The sequence below is a fragment of the Evansella sp. AB-rgal1 genome (genome assembly GCF_041820985.1).
In the GTDB taxonomy this organism is placed as follows: Bacteria; Bacillota; Bacilli; order Bacillales; family Salisediminibacteriaceae; genus Evansella.
Genome location: NZ_JBGUAU010000009.1, coordinates 119,958 through 138,353 on the forward strand (window position 1 = coordinate 119,958; position 18,396 = coordinate 138,353).

The following is an 18,396-nucleotide window of genomic DNA, read 5'->3' on the forward strand; positions in this document are numbered from 1 at the left end:
AACATTCATTATGTAGGATACAAAAAAGAGATGGGTAAAAAGGAAGTATGTTCCTTTTTATTCCCATCTCTATCACATACTAAACTAGACTTGAGGATCAAAGGTCTTACAGTCTGTCTCCTCTTGTCTCTCCGCTTGTTTTCCTTTATGACTCACAACGTAGATTTGATCTGCTGCACATTTGTTTCCACGTTCCCAAAACTTACAGTTGTTTACTTCACATAATACGTCTACAGCCATTTCACAAACACCCCCTCTCATAAATAGAGTGGGCATTTTCACATAGGTGCATACATCTAAATTATAACATTAATTTGAGCAATTCTTTAGATATACGAAGGTTTTATTCGGAAAAAGAAAGCACCTCAGCAAATATTAAAGAAAAAGGGAGAATCTTTAATATGGAAGGGTGGCAATCTTAGTATCAAAAATGAAAATGAATGATAAATTCCACATAACAATGTAAACCTTTGCAAACCACTTCTGCTATTGTAGATGAGTCTGCATATTGTTGTAAAGAATTACTTTACAAAATCATGATTATTTTTTCACATGCAACACCATTGTACGATAAATAGACACAAAATTGTGCGGGACCAGGTCCCGCACGATTTTGTTACAGTTTTACATAACTCTCTTTAGACACATCTTCTAGAAATAGGCTTGGAGTACCAACTGAAAACAAATGAAGCTCATGCATCGCTCTCGTACATGCAGTATAAAACAGCTTTCGTTCTATTTCTTCTCCATACACCTCATTTGAAGCGTCATAAATAACCACCGCATCAAATTCAATTCCTTTTGCTAAGTACGCAGGCATTATTAAGACACCTTTTGTAAAAGTATGAGACTCTTTATCAATTAACGATATCTCCGTTTTCTCTTGTACTAATGCTTCATATGCTCTCTCGCTCTCCTCGGCAGTTTTACAAAGGATTGCAATGGTAGTATGTTCCTTTTTCTCAAGTGCATCTATTGATTTTCTCATATTATGGTGAAGCGCATCTTTATCATCCACAATAGTAAGAGATGGCGTCTCTCCGTTTCGATTGAATGGTTCAACATTATTATCAAGAATTCCTTTGGCAAAATCCATAATCTGTTTTGTTGATCTATAACTTCTAGTCAATGTGATTCTTTCATAATTATCCTGATCAACAAATAACTCCTTAGTAAGTAACGTAGGTGACTCATGAGAATGAGCAAAGATTGCCTGATTTAAATCCCCTAATATGGTCATATGACAGTTCGGATACAACTGTTTTAAAAATTCAAACTGAAATGGAGAATAATCTTGAGCTTCGTCAATAAACAAATGACGAATCGTATTGGAGGATTTTCTCCCTTCTAACTTATCCTTTAAGTATAAAAACGCAGTGGCGTCTTCATACATAAACCGATTCTGTTTTAACTCATTCATTGTAACTTCACAGATATCCTTCCAATTTTCTGGTACTGTTACACTTGGAAGAAATCCGACCGTTTCTTCATTAAAAACTCGAAAATATAGAGAAATGATATCGAGAAATCGGAATTTTTTTATACTATTTTTCACAGGTTTAAAATGTCGATCTGTTACTATTTTACTAAGTAATTTCTGCTCTAATTCATAGTCGTCAAACGTATCTGAATTCCCTCGTTTACCACCTTGAAGCTCCCTGTATACTGTTAAATAATCTTCTTTATCCAACAGTTCACTTTCCTTCATTACCCACTCTTTTTTTCGTTCTTTCTCTTCAATCTTCTTGATGTTTACTAACAGCCATTCCGCTGTTTTCTTCATTCGATTCGGAATTGAGATTGCTTTATCTAGTGAATAAAAGTAGTTTTCAATATCTTTTGCAGGTACGATGATGTTATCATGGAAAGTTATGTTCCGAAAAAGTAAATCTTGTGTACTAAGGTGTTCTATATATTTATTCATAAAGTCAACGTATTTTAGGGATGATTTATATTTTATTGCTGATAATCGAATATGATACAACTCATCTTTCTCTGCCGTATATAAGTATTCCATTTGAGTAAAAGCATCTTCCACAGAAAACTTCTTTCCTAACCGACCTTCTACGTACGCCTGAAAAGTTGACTGTTTCATATTCTCTTCCCCAAGCTCTGGAAGTACAGTGGATACATAACTATTAAATAAGAAGTTTGGAGAGAAAAGCATGATATTATCAGCATTTATTTGTCCACGATATCGATATAGTAAATAGGCAATACGTTGAAGGGCTGCAGAAGTTTTCCCACTCCCCGCTACCCCTTGTACAACCAGATACCTACATGTTTCATTTCGAATAATTTGATTTTGCTCCTTTTGAATAGTTGCTACAATACTTTTCATTTGAGAATCAGCATTGTTACTTAATACCTCTTGAAGCAACTCATCTCCAATCGTTATTCCCGTGTCAAACATACTCTTCAGCTGACCTCGTTTAATGATATACTGACGTTTTAACTCCATCGTTCCGTGAATTGTTTCATCCATCACATCGTACTCAGCAGGTCCCGGAGAATAGTTATAATATAAACTGGAGATTGGTGCACGCCAATCATAAATGAGAAACTCTTCATCTTTTTCATCCATTAAGGAGGAAAGTCCGATATATATTGGCTCAACATGACGATCTCCGTCTTCCAAAAAGTCCACACGCCCAAAGTAGGGAGAACTTTTTAACCTCAATAAACTTTTCATTTGGCTATAAAACTGTTTATGAGTTCTTTCCCGCTCTGCTAGCAATTCCACTTGCTGCTTAATACTCGTAAATGTTTCTCCAATTTCATGAGCATCATCTAAATTAACGGTTACATCTTCCCAAAATGATTTTCGTAAATCAATAATACCTTCTTTTAGTCCCCCAACATTTTCTTGGAGCTGGTCCATCTTATGATTAATTGTGTCTATAATAAATTGAACACGATCTCTTTCCTTTTGAAATTCTCTATCTTGGTCATGCATATTCTCACACTCCCCTGAAAATGATTTGACATGTCAACAGTAATCCCGTATAATATAATTAGGGATATTATAGAAATTTATACAACATTTTCTTGAAATACATTTTATGTTAACATGTATATAATAATTACGCAACCGTATATTGAAAAATGGAACCGTTTTTCAGCCACTTGCTGAGGAATGGATTTTTTGTTTTGTGGACAACTCCTTAGTATCGTCACTCCAAAAGTATTCCTTTATAATCATCTTAATTTAACGTACGCTTGTTTTATCCACATATTCATACTTTATTAACATAATCCACAACAAACTGCTCTTTTCATCCACATATTCACACTTTTTTGATAATTTTCACGCTTCTGATCAAATCTTTTCCACAATCCACAATATTCTGCTTTCGTTTTGGAAAAATATTGTCCACATGTGTATAAGTGTGGATACTCTTTTCATACCTATGCGAGCTTATTTTGTCAACAAAACAAAAACCCCGTTACTTTACATGAAGTAACAGAGGCTGGTTTTTTAGTTTATTTTATTTAAATTGAACATAACTGTGGCAATTGGTTCAGATATGGTATGTAAAATACTACGCTAGCTAAAATGGGAAAACAGACCCTGTTTCAACCTCATTTTGTCCTTATGAACTCCTCATAAGGACAGTTCTAGACAAAACGAAGGCCTTCTCATCCTATATGGCAAAATAACAGACTTTTGTTTTCCGGGCGCTCCAATAATTCACCCCAAATAGAAATTAACTAGTCAAGTAGCATCCTAATCTTAATACAAATGACATGCTACAAAGTGTTTTTCCTCTACCTCTTTCCACTCTGGCTTCTTTTCTGCGCATATGTCTGTTGCTACAGGACACCTTGTTCTAAATACACAGCCACTTGGAGGGTTTATTTGGCTTGGTACTTCTCCTTGAAGTATAATACGCTCTCTTTTGGCTTCAATGTCCGGATCCGGTATTGGTATAGCTGATAATAAAGATTGCGTATATGGATGTAATGGATTTTCATACAGCTTTTCACTCTCTGTAAGCTCCATCATTTTTCCTAAGTACATAACTCCAATTCGATCGCTAATATGCTTTACCATCGCCAAATCATGGGCAATAAATAAATACGTTAAATTTTGTTCCTTTTGCAGCTTCTTCATTAAATTTACTACTTGAGCTTGAACGGATACATCTAGTGCTGAAATTGGCTCATCCGCAATGATGAAAGTGGGATCAACCGCAAGTGCACGAGCGATACCGATTCGTTGTCTTTGTCCACCACTAAATTCATGTGGAAATCTCGTTGCATGCTCTTTGTTTAAACCAACTGTTTCTAGCAATTCATGAACTCGATCCAACCTCTTTTTTGAGGACTTTATGCCATGAATATCAATTCCTTCAGCAATAATGTCCGCAACTGTCATTCGTGGATTAAGAGAAGCATACGGATCCTGAAAAATCATTTGAACTTTACGATTAAACATCTTTTGCTTCTTACCAGACATCTTATGAACGTCTTCACCATCAAAAATTACTTGTCCGTCTGTTGTTCCATATAAACGGATCAGTGTACGGCCGGTTGTAGATTTCCCACAGCCTGATTCTCCTACTAATCCTAATGTTTCACCTTCGTATATATCGAAGGAAACATCATCTACGGCCTTTAAAACCTGTTTTTTATCAACATCAAAGTACTTCTTTAATCCTTTAACTTCTAGTAATTTCTTTGCCATGTGAATTCCTCCAAGCTGTATTGGCGTCCTTTACTTTTGAACTCTGAAAATACGTTAATTACTACAATCTAGAATCATTAATCCTTTATTCGTTTGAATTCACTCTCTTAACCCATTGGCAAAAGGGCCACATCCGGCCATACTTCAAGGTTCTTCTATGCCTGCGGGAAGCTTTAAATCAGTCCCATACCCCAGCCCAAAATGGAAACATAACTACACTGTTCCTGTTTCATGGAACGTTAGTGTTTTTTTATCCGCGTCCAATGTAACATCTATACCAATTGGAACCGCTAAATTAGGAGAGCAATGCCCAATGGAAAAGCCACTAAGCACTGGTTTTCCAAGAGGAACAATATGATCGTTAAAGACTTGCTCTAATGTTAATGAATCCTCTGTTTTTTTTGGAAGACAGTTATGAAAATCACATAACACAATTGCCGAAGCCTCCTCAAATTTCCCTGCACTCTTTAATTGATTTAACATACGGTCTATTCGGTAAGGTTCTTCTTCCACTTCTTCGATAAACAACACTTTATTTTTCGTGTCGATCTCAAAATCTGTTCCTAAAGTACTAACGAGTAATGATAAATTACCACCAACTAGAGGGCCCGTAGCTTTTCCTTCTACATATGTTTTCAGAGGTGCATCTTCATTTGAATAACGAAGCTTTTGTGGGAAAAATAGTTGGTTAAATGTTTCTCGGGTCAAATGATGAACATCTTTTCCTAAGTCTGAACTTAACATTGGCCCATGAAAGGTGACCAATCTTGTTTCTTGAAAAATAGCATTGAGTAAAAATGTAATATCACTATAACCCCAAAAAATTTTCGGATTAGCACGTAGTAATTCAAAATCAATCGAATTTCCTATTCTTGCAGTGCCGTAACCACCACAAACAGAAAATATCCCTTTAATCGTAGGATCACCAAATGCTTGATGCAATTCAGAAAGTCTTTGTCTATCTGTTCCAGCTAAATAACCATGCTTATGTTGTAAGGAGTCACCAACATGCACTTCAAGACCTAGCTGCTCCAAGAATCTTATCGCCTTTTTTGCTAATTCAACATCCGGGCTACTTGCTGGTGCAATAACAGCCACATGATCCCCTTTTTGTAACTTAGCAGGCTTTACTATAGACAGCATCCACAGTACACTCCTTTTTCATGTTTCACTTCTTAAGTATGAATGTATGGGTCTTTCACTATCATGGACTTGGCGACAAGCACTTTCTTTTCTAATAATAGTGTACCAAAAGGGAAAGCCCCTTTTGGCACACGATATACTGTCTCAAACGAAAAATCTTAGTCTACGAATCTAGCGTATTTAAGCTCTGTAAATCCAACGATATGAGTAATAATGTTCTCAACCTCTGGGTTAACAAGGTAGCTACGAGTATAGAAGTAAAGTGGGTTAATTACTGCTTCTTCAATAATAATCGCTTCTGCTTGTGCTAGTAAATCATAACGCGCAATTGGATCTGCTTCTTCATAACTTGCATTGATAATGTCAACATACTCTTGATGTCTGTCTCCTGACCAGTCACCACGGTTAAATCCTGATCCTGGTAAGTAATTATCTAAGAAGTTAATTGGGTCATTATATCCACCAAGGTAGCTTCCACGGAAATAGTGGAACTGCGCTTCTTGAGAACGATCACGGAATACTTCCCACTCTTGGTTAAATAATTCAATTTCAATACCTAAGTTATCGCGAATCATTGTCTGCATCGCTTGTGCTCTCGTACTATGAAGGTCACTAGTATTATAAGAAAGCGTTACAGTTGGAAGCTCGTCATATCCTTCTTCTTCCATACCTAGTGCTAGTAATTCTTGTGCTCTTTCAGGGTCAAATTCATAGTAGTCTCCTACATTTTCTCCCCATGTTCCTCCAGCTGGATGCTCAAACTCTGGGTGTACCCATCCATACGCTGGTGGTTCGTTGGATTGGTTTACATATTGTACAAGATCCTGACGATTAATCGCTAGCATGAACGCTTCACGAATATTTCTATTATGGAAAGGCTCTAGATCATGATGGAAATATTGATACTCAATACCAGAACGTGGAGCTAAATACATGTCTGGATCATCTAAATAATCTGCTCCTAAGTCAGCAGGTACAGCTGAGACGTGAATTTCTCCAGCTTGATACATTTGGAAAGCAGTATTGGAGTCATTTACCATTACATACTCAACACGCTCAATTTCAACGGAATCTGCATCCCAGTAATCTTCATTTTTCTCTAAAACTAAGAAATCGTCATGTGCCCACTCTGTTACTTTAAATGGACCATTAGAAACAATTGAATTTGCTTCTGCATGCCAGTTCGGGTCTGCTTCAGCAGTTGCTTGATGAACTGGGAACAACTGTGGCATAGCTACGATAGATAAGAAGAAATCTACTGGATAACGTAATGTTACTTCTAGAGTTTTTTCATCTTTTGCTTCTACTAACATATCTTCTGCAGTTCCCTCTCCACTGTTAAATGCTTCAGCTCCAGCAATCCAATAAGAGTGAGAAGCTGCTGGTGAAGCCGTTTCAGGATCTGCTAATCTTTTAAATGAAAATTCAAAATCATATGCGGTAACAGGCTCACCATTTGTCCAGTAAGCATCGTCACGAATAAAGAAAGTATATACTAACCCATCTTCAGATACGTCCCAATCTTCTGCCATTGCTGGCTCTGGAATAGCCGCATCTTTCCCTAAACGAGTTAACCCTTCAAATACGTTGTTTAACACGTTATATGACGCTTCGTCATTTCCAATTGGTGGATCCATTGATGTTGGGTTGTTACCATTGTTCAATAACAATGTTCTTGGCTCGTCTGAACCTTCCGCAACATTATTATCGTTATTTTCATTGTTATTGTCATTGTTAGCTGTCGTATTTTCATTGTTTGAACAACCAGCTAAAACTAACAAACTACTTAATACTGCCACTACTACTAATAGCCAAAGTTTTTTCATAAAAATATACCTCCCTTTTTTTATAAAACGCGTCTATGGACTACTAACCTCTGTATTTATGTCCACATCCCCCCCTACATTAATAAAATTGTTATTTCGACTGGAAATTAATCTTTGGACTTCTATTATCAATTGCTTTCACAGCTTTATTTGCACGTTCATCTTGTAACCAGCAACGTACAGAGTGGTGTTCACTTACACTCGTCGGTTCTGGGTCATATTGAAGACAAACGTCCATCGCATAATCACAACGTCTTGCAAAACCACATCCCTTTGGTGGAGCAAACAGGTCTGGTGGTGTTCCATCAATAGGTATTAACGGTTCATTTCTATCTCCATCTAATCTCGGTACAGACTTTAGCAATCCTTTTGTATACGGATGCTGTGGTTCATAGAAGATTTCTCTAACAGTTCCAGATTCAATAATTTTTCCAGCATACATAACATTAATTCGATCTGCTATTTGAGCAACAAGACCAAGATCATGCGTAATTAAAATAATCGCTATTCCAATTCTTTTTTGAATATCTTTAAACAAATCAATGATTTGTGCTTGAATCGTAACATCTAGTGCTGTTGTAGGTTCGTCTGCGATTAATACACCAGGTTCACTAACAAGTGCCATAGCAATCATAATTCGCTGTCTCATTCCACCACTAAACTGGTGTGGATATTGCCTTAGTCGTTCTTCAGGATTTGCAATACCAACTAAAGACAACAATTCGATCGTTCGCTTTTTCGCATCTGCCTTAGAAACTTTCGAGTTCTTGAAGAGCCCTTCAGAAATTTGATCTCCGATTGTTAAAACTGGATTCAAAGAGGTCATAGGATCCTGAAAGATCATTCCTATGTCTGTACCACGAATTTCCCTCATTTGTTTTTCTGTATATTTTGTTAAATCTTTTCCCTTTAGCTTTATACTTCCTTCTTTAATAACTCCAGGAGGGGTAGGTATGAGCCGCATGATACTTTGTGCAGTTACACTTTTTCCACACCCTGATTCTCCAACAATTGCAAGAGTTTCTCCCTCTTTTAACGAGAAATTTACTCCTCTTACCGCTTGTACCTCTCCATTTCTTGTTTGGAAGGATACATGGAGGTTATTAACATCTAAGATTGTTTGTTTTGATTCACTCATCATTTACCTCCTCATCTTCGGATCTAAGGCATCTCGTAATCCGTCACCGAATACGTTAAAGGCGAACATTGTTAAGGAAATCATGGTTGCTGGGAAAACGAGTCTCCACCAGTAGCCTGTGTTGACCACTCCTAATGCATCATTTGCCATGGACCCCCAGCTTGCTGTAGGTTGTTGAACTCCCAACCCAAGGAAGCTTAGAAATGCTTCGGCGAAAATAGCACCAGGAACAGTTAATGTCATGGATACAATAATCGGCCCCATCGTATTTGGTAACAAATGCTGCCTAACAATTCTTGGTGTGCTTCCACCTAATACTTTAGATGCAAGTACATACTCATTCGTCTTAAGCTGAAGTACTTGCCCTCGGACCAGACGAGCCATACCGACCCACCCTGTTAACGAGAGTGCTACAATGATGGTCCAAACACCAGGGTCCATCACAACCATCAGTAAGATTACAACTAGTAAGTAAGGAAGACCGTATAACACTTCGACGATACGCATCATCACGTTATCGGTTCTACCACCTTTATATCCTGAAAGCCCACCGTACGATACACCGATAATAAATTCGATAAACGCTGCAGCAAAACCAATGAGCAACGAAACTCTCGCCCCGTGCCATACTCGAGTAAACACATCTCGTCCTAATTCATCGGTACCAAACCAATGATCAGCAGAAGGGGCTTGATTTTGATTCGATAAAATACCTTCTCTATCATCATAAGGTGTAAGGGATGGACCGATTAAAGCCATTACTAGCATCACTACGATAATAACCAATCCAGCAACTGCAAGCTTATTTTTTAATATTCGATGCCAAGCATCTTTCCAATAGCTGACACTAGGCCTCGTTAGTTCTTCTAGCGGAGCTCCATCTTTTTTTACAGGAGCAAATAGGTCATCAGGAATTGTTTTTGGGTCGATTGCTTTTTCTTCTATGGAGTCATTTACTGAATTAGCCATATTACTCCTCCTTCTTATGAAGCTTAATTCTCGGATCTACCACACCATATACCAGATCCACTACAAACATCATTACTACTAAAATGGCACTATACATTACCGTAGTGGCCATGATCATTGGATAATCACGATTCGATATACTTTCTACGAAATATCGACCAATACCAGGAATAGCAAATATTCTTTCAATAACAAAACTTCCAGTTAATACAGCAGCCGTTAATGTTCCTAAAATGGTGATAACTGGTAATAATGCATTTCGTAATGCATGCTTGATTACAATTTTGATTGGGGAAAGCCCTTTTGCACGTGCTGTACGAATATAGTCCTGATTCAAAACCTCTAACATATTGGAGCGAGTGAGACGTGCGATGATCGCCATTGGACCAGATGATAAAGCGAGAGCTGGTAATAATACATGTCGCCAAGTACCCCATCGAGCAATTGGGAAAAAGTCGAATTGAGTACCAATAAATTTAATAAATAGCATTGCTAATATAAAGTTTGGAACAGATATCCCTAGAACAGCTACAATCATTGTGACGTAGTCAATTGCTTTATTATGTCTAAGAGCTGCGATAACCCCTAAGATAATCCCTGAAATCAAACTAAAGATAAGTGTTGATAGACCAAGAATCATAGAAGCTGGAAAACCATTTGTAAGCATACTATCAACCGTTCTTGATCTTGATACCATGGAAGGGCCAAAATCAAAGGTTGCTATGTTTTTTAAGTATTGGAAATACTGCATATACGTTGGTTGATCTAAATTATAATGTGCCATTAAGTTTTGCATTGCTTGTTCGGAAATTCCACCAGATTCGTCAAAGTCGAATGGATTCCCTGGTGCAGCATGCATTAAGAAAAATGTTAGTGTGACGATTACAAGTAACGTAATGATCATCGCTAAAAATCGTTTTACTACGTAGACTGCCATTGGTGTCCCCCCTTAAATTCTCGTATATAGTGAAATAAAAATAGAATAGTATGTACTATATCATCTACAGAAGCCATCTCATGTGCATGAACATACCTAGTGGGAATGGCAATACCTCCAGAAGGAATACCACCTCGTTCTAAATGCATTGCTGCTGCATCAGTTGTACCTGACGGAAAGACCTCCAGCTGAAAAGGAATGTTATTGTTCCTTGCAATAGATTTCATCTTTTGGACCATTTTCGGGGATGAGATCATACCCATTCCGTTGTAAATTTTATCCATCAACTTAATTCCAGGTCCATGGTCTAGTTGAGATATATAATCGTGCTTCGCAATTTGCGGTGTATCATTGGCAACCGTAACATCTAACGCGATTGCTGTATCAGGATTTACTGTATACGCAGCAGTCCTTGCACCTCTACAACCAACTTCCTCTTGGACGGTAAAAACAGGGAAGATATTCGGTGTTTCAATGCCTGTATCCTTACATAGTTTCATAACCTCTATTAATATAAAAACGAGGAGACGATTATCTAGAGCCTTACCAATAATCCTATTTTTCCCAAGAAGCTTAAACTCATAGTTAAGAGAAACCGTATTTCCTAATTCAATCCCCATTTCTACTGCTTCCTGTTTCGATGTTGCCCCAATATCAATAAAGAATTCTCTAATTTCTGGAATTTCTTTTATCGCTTTGGGCCTACCTGGGTTGATTGTATTTACTAATCCATCCACAAAACCTTTTTCTGTTTTAATGGAACAAGTTCTTGCAAACAAATTTTGAGTACGGATTCCCCCTATTTTTTCAACGTATAGGAAACCTCGGTCATCAATATGTCGAACCATTAGACCGATCTCATCTATGTGAGCTGCGATCAAAAGCTTTTCTTTTCCAGTTCCTTTTTTAAAACCAATAATATTTCCTAAAGGATCGATAGAGATATCATCTACATACTCTTTGATTTCATGGAAAACTTTCTGGGTCACATCGTCTTCATAACCAGAAACACCATGAAGGTCGCACCATGCTCCAACGTTATTAAGGATCTGCTGTCTCAATCGATTTTCGTCTATAAACTCATTCATAATAACAACCTTTCATCTTTTAAAGGGATGCATCATCGTTATGAAATATATCTTCTACCACCGATTAACTCTTCTTCATACTTCGTGTTCGTTAGAGGAATAATTTCAACCGTTTTCCCTGTTTTCGGCGAATGAATCATAAGATCGTTTCCTGCGTACATTCCTACATGGTGAACTGCACCTTTCCCTTTTTCATAAGCAAAAAATAGCAAATCACCTACTTGAAGGTTTTCTCGTGTAATAGGAGTTCCTTGCTTTACTTGATCGGAAGCATCTCTCGGAAGTGTTATTCCATAACTACGATACACAGAGTACACAAACCCAGAACAGTCATACCCGTAAGAAGTCATCCCCCCCCATAAGTAAGGAAGATCTAAAAACATTTTCCCTGTCTCAAGAAGGTCATTCCCATTTACTGTATGTAATTCCTCTTCCTTTTGGAAAATACGAACATCTTCTGTTTTAATGAATCGTTGTCCATGTGGTGTTACCACTTCTGTATATTCATCTGTCTGCTTTGTAACAGGAAATCTAGTTAAAAAGCTTATTTCCATACATCCAGCACCATTTTTCTTTCGTAAATTTGCTACGGATGTATGTAATGTAGATTTTTCAGCAGTGACTTGTGCTATTTCATTACTATCCACACTGTCTAACATACTTGCTGTTAATTGTCGCAGTGGAATCCATCCAGGGTATCCTCGCTTATCTTTTTTACTTGGTTGAGTAGGAATCAATACATGAGCCCATTCCTCTTGCTCTTTTAGTAGATACACATCTGTTCCATACAACACTTGTGATTGCACTAAATTATTGGTACAGAGCTTTAGACTCTCTTCCGTCGTAATACTTGATAACCAACCTTCCAAATTAACAGGATTCATTAATGCAAGTTGATCAATATATCTCGGGGCGTTTGGTTCTGTCCAAACGGTAGCAGCAGTTACACAAACGACCATTTTCTTTAGCTCATTATGTTGTTTTTGCTCCACGACCAACCCTCCATTCTTCCTTTATAGAACTAATTCCTAATCCAGGTTCTTCAGGAATACGAATTTTATTAATCTCGTAATCGATACCGCCATTTGTGGGTTTATCCACTAACATCAATGGAGCATCGAAATCATACCGAACAATATTTCGTTTACTAGCAGCAAAATGAACAGCAGCTGTCACAGAAAGGTGTGATTCTATCATACTTCCTACCATACACTCGACTCCGCATTCTTCCGCCATATGGTTGATAATGGAAGCTTTATAAATGCCGCCTGACTTCATTAACTTTATATTAATGAGATCTGCTGCTCGCGTTTTCAACACCTCAAAGGCATCACTTGGGGAAAACACCGTTTCATCTGCCATTATCGGTGTTAATACAGAATCCGTTACCATTTTCATTCCTTCGATATCGGAAGCTAACACGGGTTGTTCAACTAGATCAATGTTTAACCCCATATCCTCCATTTTTCGAATAGCTCGAATGGCGTCTTTCGTTTTCCATCCTTGATTTGCATCTACTCGAATCGTAATATCTGGTCCTACAGTTTCTCTCACTCGTTGAATTCGGACAATATCTTTCTCGATAGAATCTTTACCTACTTTAATTTTCAAAATATTAAAGCCATCCGTTACGTGCTGTAGTGCAGCTTCACTCATTTCTTCTGGGGAGTTAACGCTTACTGTATAATCCGTTTCTACTTCATTATGTAGACCATCCTCCCATTCACCACCGAGGTACTGGTAAAGAGGGAGATTATGATATTGGGCAAGGATATCGTAAATAGCAATATCAACTGCAGCTTTAGCGCTAGAATTCCCCACACAGGAACGATGCAACAAATGGAAAATAGTTTCAGTGTTTAAGATACTCTTCCCAAGTAATAATGGCTTAATGGTATAAAGAATCGTAGCTTCAATACTTTGTATACTCTCCCCTGTAATCATCATCGTTGGAGCAGCTTCCCCCCAACCAATAATTCCGTTACTAACCTCTACTTTTACAATAATAGATTCAGCTTGATCCACTGTTCTTAAAGCAGTTTTAAATGGTTTTTTCAGTGGTACTTTTTGATGCATGGTTTGTATGTCTGTGATAAACATTCTGTACACTCCTTAGTATGAAGTTTGAAATTAGCAAAATTGAGTTCGTGAGGCTAATTCGGTCATGACAATCATAGCTTGATAAGCTTCTAATATATCCTTCGATTGAAAATGGACAGTTGTACCAGTTTCTATCGTTGCACCTGGCATTAATGCTGCCCATTCTGCCTGACCATAATTTGCAAATTCAATACGTAAGATTATTTCTTTCGGGGGAGTTAGCGGATCTACATTAGAAATATTTTTTAGAGCAACTTCTGTTTTTTCTTTTAAAAGTTGCTTACTTTTTTCTGGTGTTAAACAAAGTGCGGACGTTCTTGACATAGCTTTTTTCACAACGGCAGTAGTAACACCTGGTATGAGTGCTTCCGCCTCAAGTGCTGCTTGGTCATCCCCTGCAACCATAATGATAGGAACCTCATAGTGTCCTGCCACAAATGCATTAAAACCTAATTCTCCAACTTCTATTTCATTAATATACATATTTCTAGCCCCAAATGTCATGGAGTGACTTAATACACCTGGTTGAGATGCTCTCGAATGATATCCAAGAAAGATACCAGCACAATAAGAATCATCTAGGCCTTGGACCATGGAAAAAGGTTTTACATCTCCAGAAATAAGCTGCGCTTCTGGATGTAATTTTTCTATTAATATATTATTCATTTTCGAATGGCTATCATTTACAATAACTTCTTTGCAGCCAGTATTAAATGCAGATGAAATGACACTATTAACTTCCTCTGTCATTATCTCTTGACCACGTTTATAATTATGCTTTTGGGAAGAAACAAAGGTTTCATCAACTAATCCTGTGATACCTTCCATGTCTGCGGATATAAAGAGCTTCATGTTATTACCTCCTATTAACGTATAGACTGATTGTATAAAAGCAAAAATGCGAGGATGGTTTTGTTTGATTTGAGTTTTATTTTTTCTGAAGATTTTAACTATTGTATCTATTGAATTATCTATTATGTTAATCTATAATTATTTCAAAGTCTAATAGATATTTTCTATAGGTTGTTATTCAATATTTAAATAGGAGATAATCTGACAAGCTTGTAGAGGGGGAGAAAAAGTGGATATAAAACATATTGAGGCTTTTATTCAGGTTGCAAATACAGGGAGCTTTAGTAAAGCAGCAGAAAACTTATATTTGTCTCAACCTTCCATTAGTTCCCGCATTAAAACCTTAGAAAATGAAATTGGCTACCATTTGTTTGATCGGACAAACAAGGCCATTGCTTTAAATCATGCTGGTAGAGCTTTCTTGCCATATGCAGAAGAAGTAATTCGAAACTTTCAAGAGGGAAAGTTATCTGTCCACAATATGAAAAACTCCTTTGCAGGTGAATTAGAATTTGCAACCGTAAATATCGCTTCTTATTATTTACTTCCACAAATCACGAAAAAGTTCTATAAACAATATCCAAATATTAAACTAGGTATTCATACTACCAGTTCACCTCGAGTGTTAGATATGGTACTCTCTCATGAAGTTCCCTTCGGAATTGCAAGAAGTGTACAGCACCCAAAGGTAGAAAATATCCCATTAATATATGATGAAATTGTCTTAGCAGTTTATCCAGGGCATCCTTTTGCTTCATTAAAAAAAGTTAGTTTAACTAAAATAGCAAACGAACCGTTAATTACCTTCAACCGTGGTACAGCGGATTGGGCATTGATTTATGGAGCCTTTCAGAAACATGGTATAGAAGCAAACATCGTACTAGAAACAGATAATATAGAAGCAATTAAACAAATGGTGAAACAGAAAATCGGGATTACTCTTTTATCTCGTTTCACGATGGAAGAAGAAATAGCAAACGAGAGCTTACATGTGTTACAAATACAAGAACCTCTTCACATGGAACGAGACCTAGACCTTATTTTTCTGAAAGGCAAAAAAATAGACGGATTAAGTCAGCTCTACTTAACATACCTATTGCATCAATTTCATAAATCGGAGCCGAAAGAGTTTAAGAGAACAATTCAGGGTGCTGAAAAAAATTGATTTCACCATTCCTAGTTGTTATCTGCCCTTCGGCTAAACTCTCTAAAAAACGTGCGGACCTTTCTCCGCACGTTTCATCATACATTTGAATTTATTTTCCCTAGTGTACGAGAGATTCTTCTTCTTTTCGAAAGAACCATTTTAGTGAACGATACACGTCTGCTTTTTCTCGTAAAATATAATGTCTGAAGCGTGGATCTTGTATGTTCTTATACGAACTCATAAGGGTGGAGGGTCTATTATACTGATTTACTTCCCCATATCCAAACATACTTGATACATCCATCAGTTCTTTTACGAGACCCAAACAACGTTGATTATCTGACGTAAGATTATCCCCGTCTGAAAAGTGGAACGGATAAATATTGTAACGAGATGGAGGATACTTTTCATCAATTAATTCTAACGCTTTTCGATAGGCTGAAGAACAAATGGTTCCACCACTTTCCCCTTTCATAAAGAAGTCATCCTCAGAAACTACTTTTGCTTCTGTATGATGGGCAATAAATTCGATGTCTACTGTTTCATATTTCGTTCTTAAGAATCGAGTCATCCAAAAGAAATAACTTCTCGCCATAAATTTTTCCCAGCGGCCCATAGATCCTGACGTATCCATCATGGCTAATACTACCGCTTTTGATTCTGGCTTGACCTTCTCTTCCCAAGTTTTAAATCGTAAATCATCATTATAAATGGGTGCAACACCTGGACGCCCTTCCATCGCATTACGCTTGATGGCTTCCAAAATCGTTCTACGCTTATCGATATTCCCCATCAAACCTTTTTTTCGAATGTCCGTAAACTCTACATTCTCGACAACAATATTGTCCTCTTCCTTTTGCTGAAGGTTCGGCAATTCTAACTCTTGAAACAGGATTTCTTCTAATTCTGACAGTGATACTTCCGCTTCGTAATAATCCTCACCTGCTTGATCACCGGCCCCTTCGCCCTTCCCAGGTCCTTTCTTTGATGGAGTTCCATCCTGGGCTACGACGTCACCAATCTCACTATCACCTGTTCCCTGACCCACATGTTTATTCTTATCATAATTATAACGAATCTTGTATTCGTCAAGAGAACGAATAGGAATTTTAATGATATCCCGTCCATTGGACATAATAATATTTTCTTCACTAACTAAGTCAGGTAGGTTTTTGTTAATAGCTTCTTGTACCTTATCCTGGTGACGTTGTTGGTCTTGGTATCCTTTTCGGTGGAGGGACCAGTTCTCCTGAGAGACAACAAAATTCTTTCCTGTACTGCCTTTCATTATTTTTCCCTCCTTATTTAATTTGGACATGCACATCATACAAAACAACTCATACTATAAACTTGACGACGCTTTTGCTCTCAACAGCGTTTCTTTGTTGTGAAAAAAAAGCTTACTTTATCATATGCAGTAAATCTCTTCAGTTGACAAAAAAATCTGATAATAACCCAAGCTGAAGTATATTTTTCCACCCATTTTTATATACATGCCCTCAAGAAATGTCTTTATGGTGAGCTTTCATCGTAGTTTTCATAATAAAATAAAAGAGAAAAAGTACTGAATTTTTTTCAGTACTTTTTATTAGTTAATAATTCTTACATTTTGTATAGGCCAATAACTTAGATTTACTTTTCCTACAATTTCATTTATGTTTACAAAACCAATATGGCGACTATCAACACTATTTCGACGATTGTCCCCTAAAACAAATACGTGTCCTTCTGGAACCATTGTAGAATCTGTAACCAAATCTAATGTAAAATCATCTGTAAATAAGCCTTTATCATAGTTATCACGATAATGGTCTAAAAAGCTTTCTGGCACCGTTTCTCCATTTACATATAATTGGTCATTAATATATTCAATCTCGTCTCCAGGAAGTCCTATTACCCGTTTTATATAATCTGTTTCCTCTGTTGCATGGAAGATAATTAAATCAAATCTATTAGGCTGCCCAATTTCATAGCCTATTTTGTTAACAATAATACGATCTCCATCGTGAATCGTAGGCATCATCGACTTACCATACACAATGTAATTAGTGAACACAAAGCCTCTTACAACGAAAACGAAGAGAAGTAAAATAGTAAGCGCTTTCACAGAAAGCCATATGCGTCTTCTCCAGGAGTGTTTCTTTAGCTTAGTGGTAACCTGCCTCGCAACTTCAATCATAGTCCATCCCCCACTTTACAGGATTTTACAGGTATATCTCTAATACTATTATTTCCAAAACGGCCCCTTTTAAAACCGCAATAACACAATAATAACCTTTGTAATGAAAATGTTACGTAGTATATGTATATGTAACAGAAGTCGGTTCGTTACCAATATATTATTCTGACTAACGTTTTTGGTACATCACCATGCAAGTATAATTTGATATCACAGTGGATAAAAATGGATGATAGTACGCTATGAAGTAAGTAGTTTTCGGGGAAACTTATAGAAACTCGAACGCCGACCTAGAATCATTTAAGAAAGCTGATATTGTCTCATAAATTT

Annotated in this window: 15 protein-coding genes; 1 reads left to right on the forward strand and 14 read right to left on the reverse strand. The window is 37.1% G+C overall.

Annotated features, from left to right (window positions below):
- Positions 1–84: 84 nt before the first annotated feature.
- The 12 genes from ACERII_RS09645 to ACERII_RS09700 all read right to left on the reverse strand — a co-directional run bounded on the left by ACERII_RS09645 (position 85) and on the right by ACERII_RS09700 (position 14,740).
- Positions 85–240: a DUF1540 domain-containing protein gene (locus tag ACERII_RS09645; RefSeq protein WP_373641897.1), complete on the reverse strand. Its 156-nt coding sequence runs from the start codon at positions 238–240 to the stop codon at positions 85–87.
- Positions 241–616: 376 nt separating this feature from the next.
- The gene (gene helD / locus ACERII_RS09650; RefSeq protein ID WP_373641899.1) at positions 617–2,956 is read right to left on the reverse strand and encodes an RNA polymerase recycling motor HelD; all 2,340 of its coding nucleotides are present in this window, start codon (positions 2,954–2,956) and stop codon (positions 617–619) included.
- A gap of 777 nt (positions 2,957–3,733) precedes the next feature.
- Complete coding sequence (locus tag ACERII_RS09655; protein WP_373641901.1) at positions 3,734–4,687, reverse strand: ABC transporter ATP-binding protein; 954 nt, start codon at positions 4,685–4,687, stop codon at positions 3,734–3,736.
- 213 nt (positions 4,688–4,900) lie between these two features.
- Positions 4,901–5,830: a S66 peptidase family protein gene (locus ACERII_RS09660; RefSeq protein WP_373641903.1), complete on the reverse strand. Its 930-nt coding sequence runs from the start codon at positions 5,828–5,830 to the stop codon at positions 4,901–4,903.
- A 158-nt stretch (positions 5,831–5,988) separates the two neighbouring features.
- Positions 5,989–7,656 (reverse strand): peptide ABC transporter substrate-binding protein, encoded by a 1,668-nt coding sequence (locus tag ACERII_RS09665; protein WP_373641904.1) that lies wholly within the window; start codon positions 7,654–7,656, stop codon positions 5,989–5,991.
- 91 nt (positions 7,657–7,747) lie between these two features.
- Positions 7,748–8,794 (reverse strand): ABC transporter ATP-binding protein, encoded by a 1,047-nt coding sequence (locus ACERII_RS09670; RefSeq protein WP_373641905.1) that lies wholly within the window; start codon positions 8,792–8,794, stop codon positions 7,748–7,750.
- A 3-nt stretch (positions 8,795–8,797) separates the two neighbouring features.
- The gene (locus ACERII_RS09675; RefSeq protein WP_373641907.1) at positions 8,798–9,763 is read right to left on the reverse strand and encodes an ABC transporter permease; all 966 of its coding nucleotides are present in this window, start codon (positions 9,761–9,763) and stop codon (positions 8,798–8,800) included.
- Position 9,764: 1 nt separating this feature from the next.
- Positions 9,765–10,700 (reverse strand): ABC transporter permease, encoded by a 936-nt coding sequence (locus tag ACERII_RS09680; RefSeq protein ID WP_373641908.1) that lies wholly within the window; start codon positions 10,698–10,700, stop codon positions 9,765–9,767.
- Positions 10,685–11,788, reverse strand: a complete 1,104-nt coding sequence (locus ACERII_RS09685; RefSeq protein ID WP_373641910.1) for a M42 family metallopeptidase — start codon at positions 11,786–11,788, stop codon at positions 10,685–10,687. The genes ACERII_RS09680 and ACERII_RS09685 overlap by 16 nt, the downstream gene beginning before the upstream one ends.
- A gap of 38 nt (positions 11,789–11,826) precedes the next feature.
- Complete coding sequence (locus tag ACERII_RS09690; protein ID WP_373641911.1) at positions 11,827–12,780, reverse strand: C40 family peptidase; 954 nt, start codon at positions 12,778–12,780, stop codon at positions 11,827–11,829.
- Positions 12,761–13,888 (reverse strand): dipeptide epimerase, encoded by a 1,128-nt coding sequence (locus tag ACERII_RS09695; RefSeq protein ID WP_373641912.1) that lies wholly within the window; start codon positions 13,886–13,888, stop codon positions 12,761–12,763. The genes ACERII_RS09690 and ACERII_RS09695 overlap by 20 nt, the downstream gene beginning before the upstream one ends.
- 30 nt (positions 13,889–13,918) lie before the next feature.
- On the reverse strand, positions 13,919–14,740 hold the full coding sequence (locus tag ACERII_RS09700) for a M55 family metallopeptidase (RefSeq protein ID WP_373641913.1): 822 nt from the start codon (positions 14,738–14,740) through the stop codon (positions 13,919–13,921).
- A gap of 229 nt (positions 14,741–14,969) precedes the next feature.
- Between ACERII_RS09700 and ACERII_RS09705 the strand changes: the two genes are divergently transcribed.
- Entirely contained in the window at positions 14,970–15,905 is a 936-nt protein-coding gene (locus ACERII_RS09705) for a LysR family transcriptional regulator (RefSeq protein ID WP_373641914.1), read from the forward strand.
- Between the two features lie 100 nt (positions 15,906–16,005).
- On the opposite strand, the gene yhbH is transcribed toward ACERII_RS09705, so the two are convergent.
- Together yhbH and lepB are read right to left on the reverse strand one after the other, a co-directional pair.
- Positions 16,006–17,175 (reverse strand): sporulation protein YhbH, encoded by a 1,170-nt coding sequence (gene yhbH / locus ACERII_RS09710; protein ID WP_373641915.1) that lies wholly within the window; start codon positions 17,173–17,175, stop codon positions 16,006–16,008.
- Positions 17,176–17,475: 300 nt separating this feature from the next.
- Positions 17,476–18,066, reverse strand: a complete 591-nt coding sequence (gene lepB / locus ACERII_RS09715; RefSeq protein WP_373641917.1) for a signal peptidase I — start codon at positions 18,064–18,066, stop codon at positions 17,476–17,478.
- Positions 18,067–18,396: the final 330 nt, after the last annotated feature.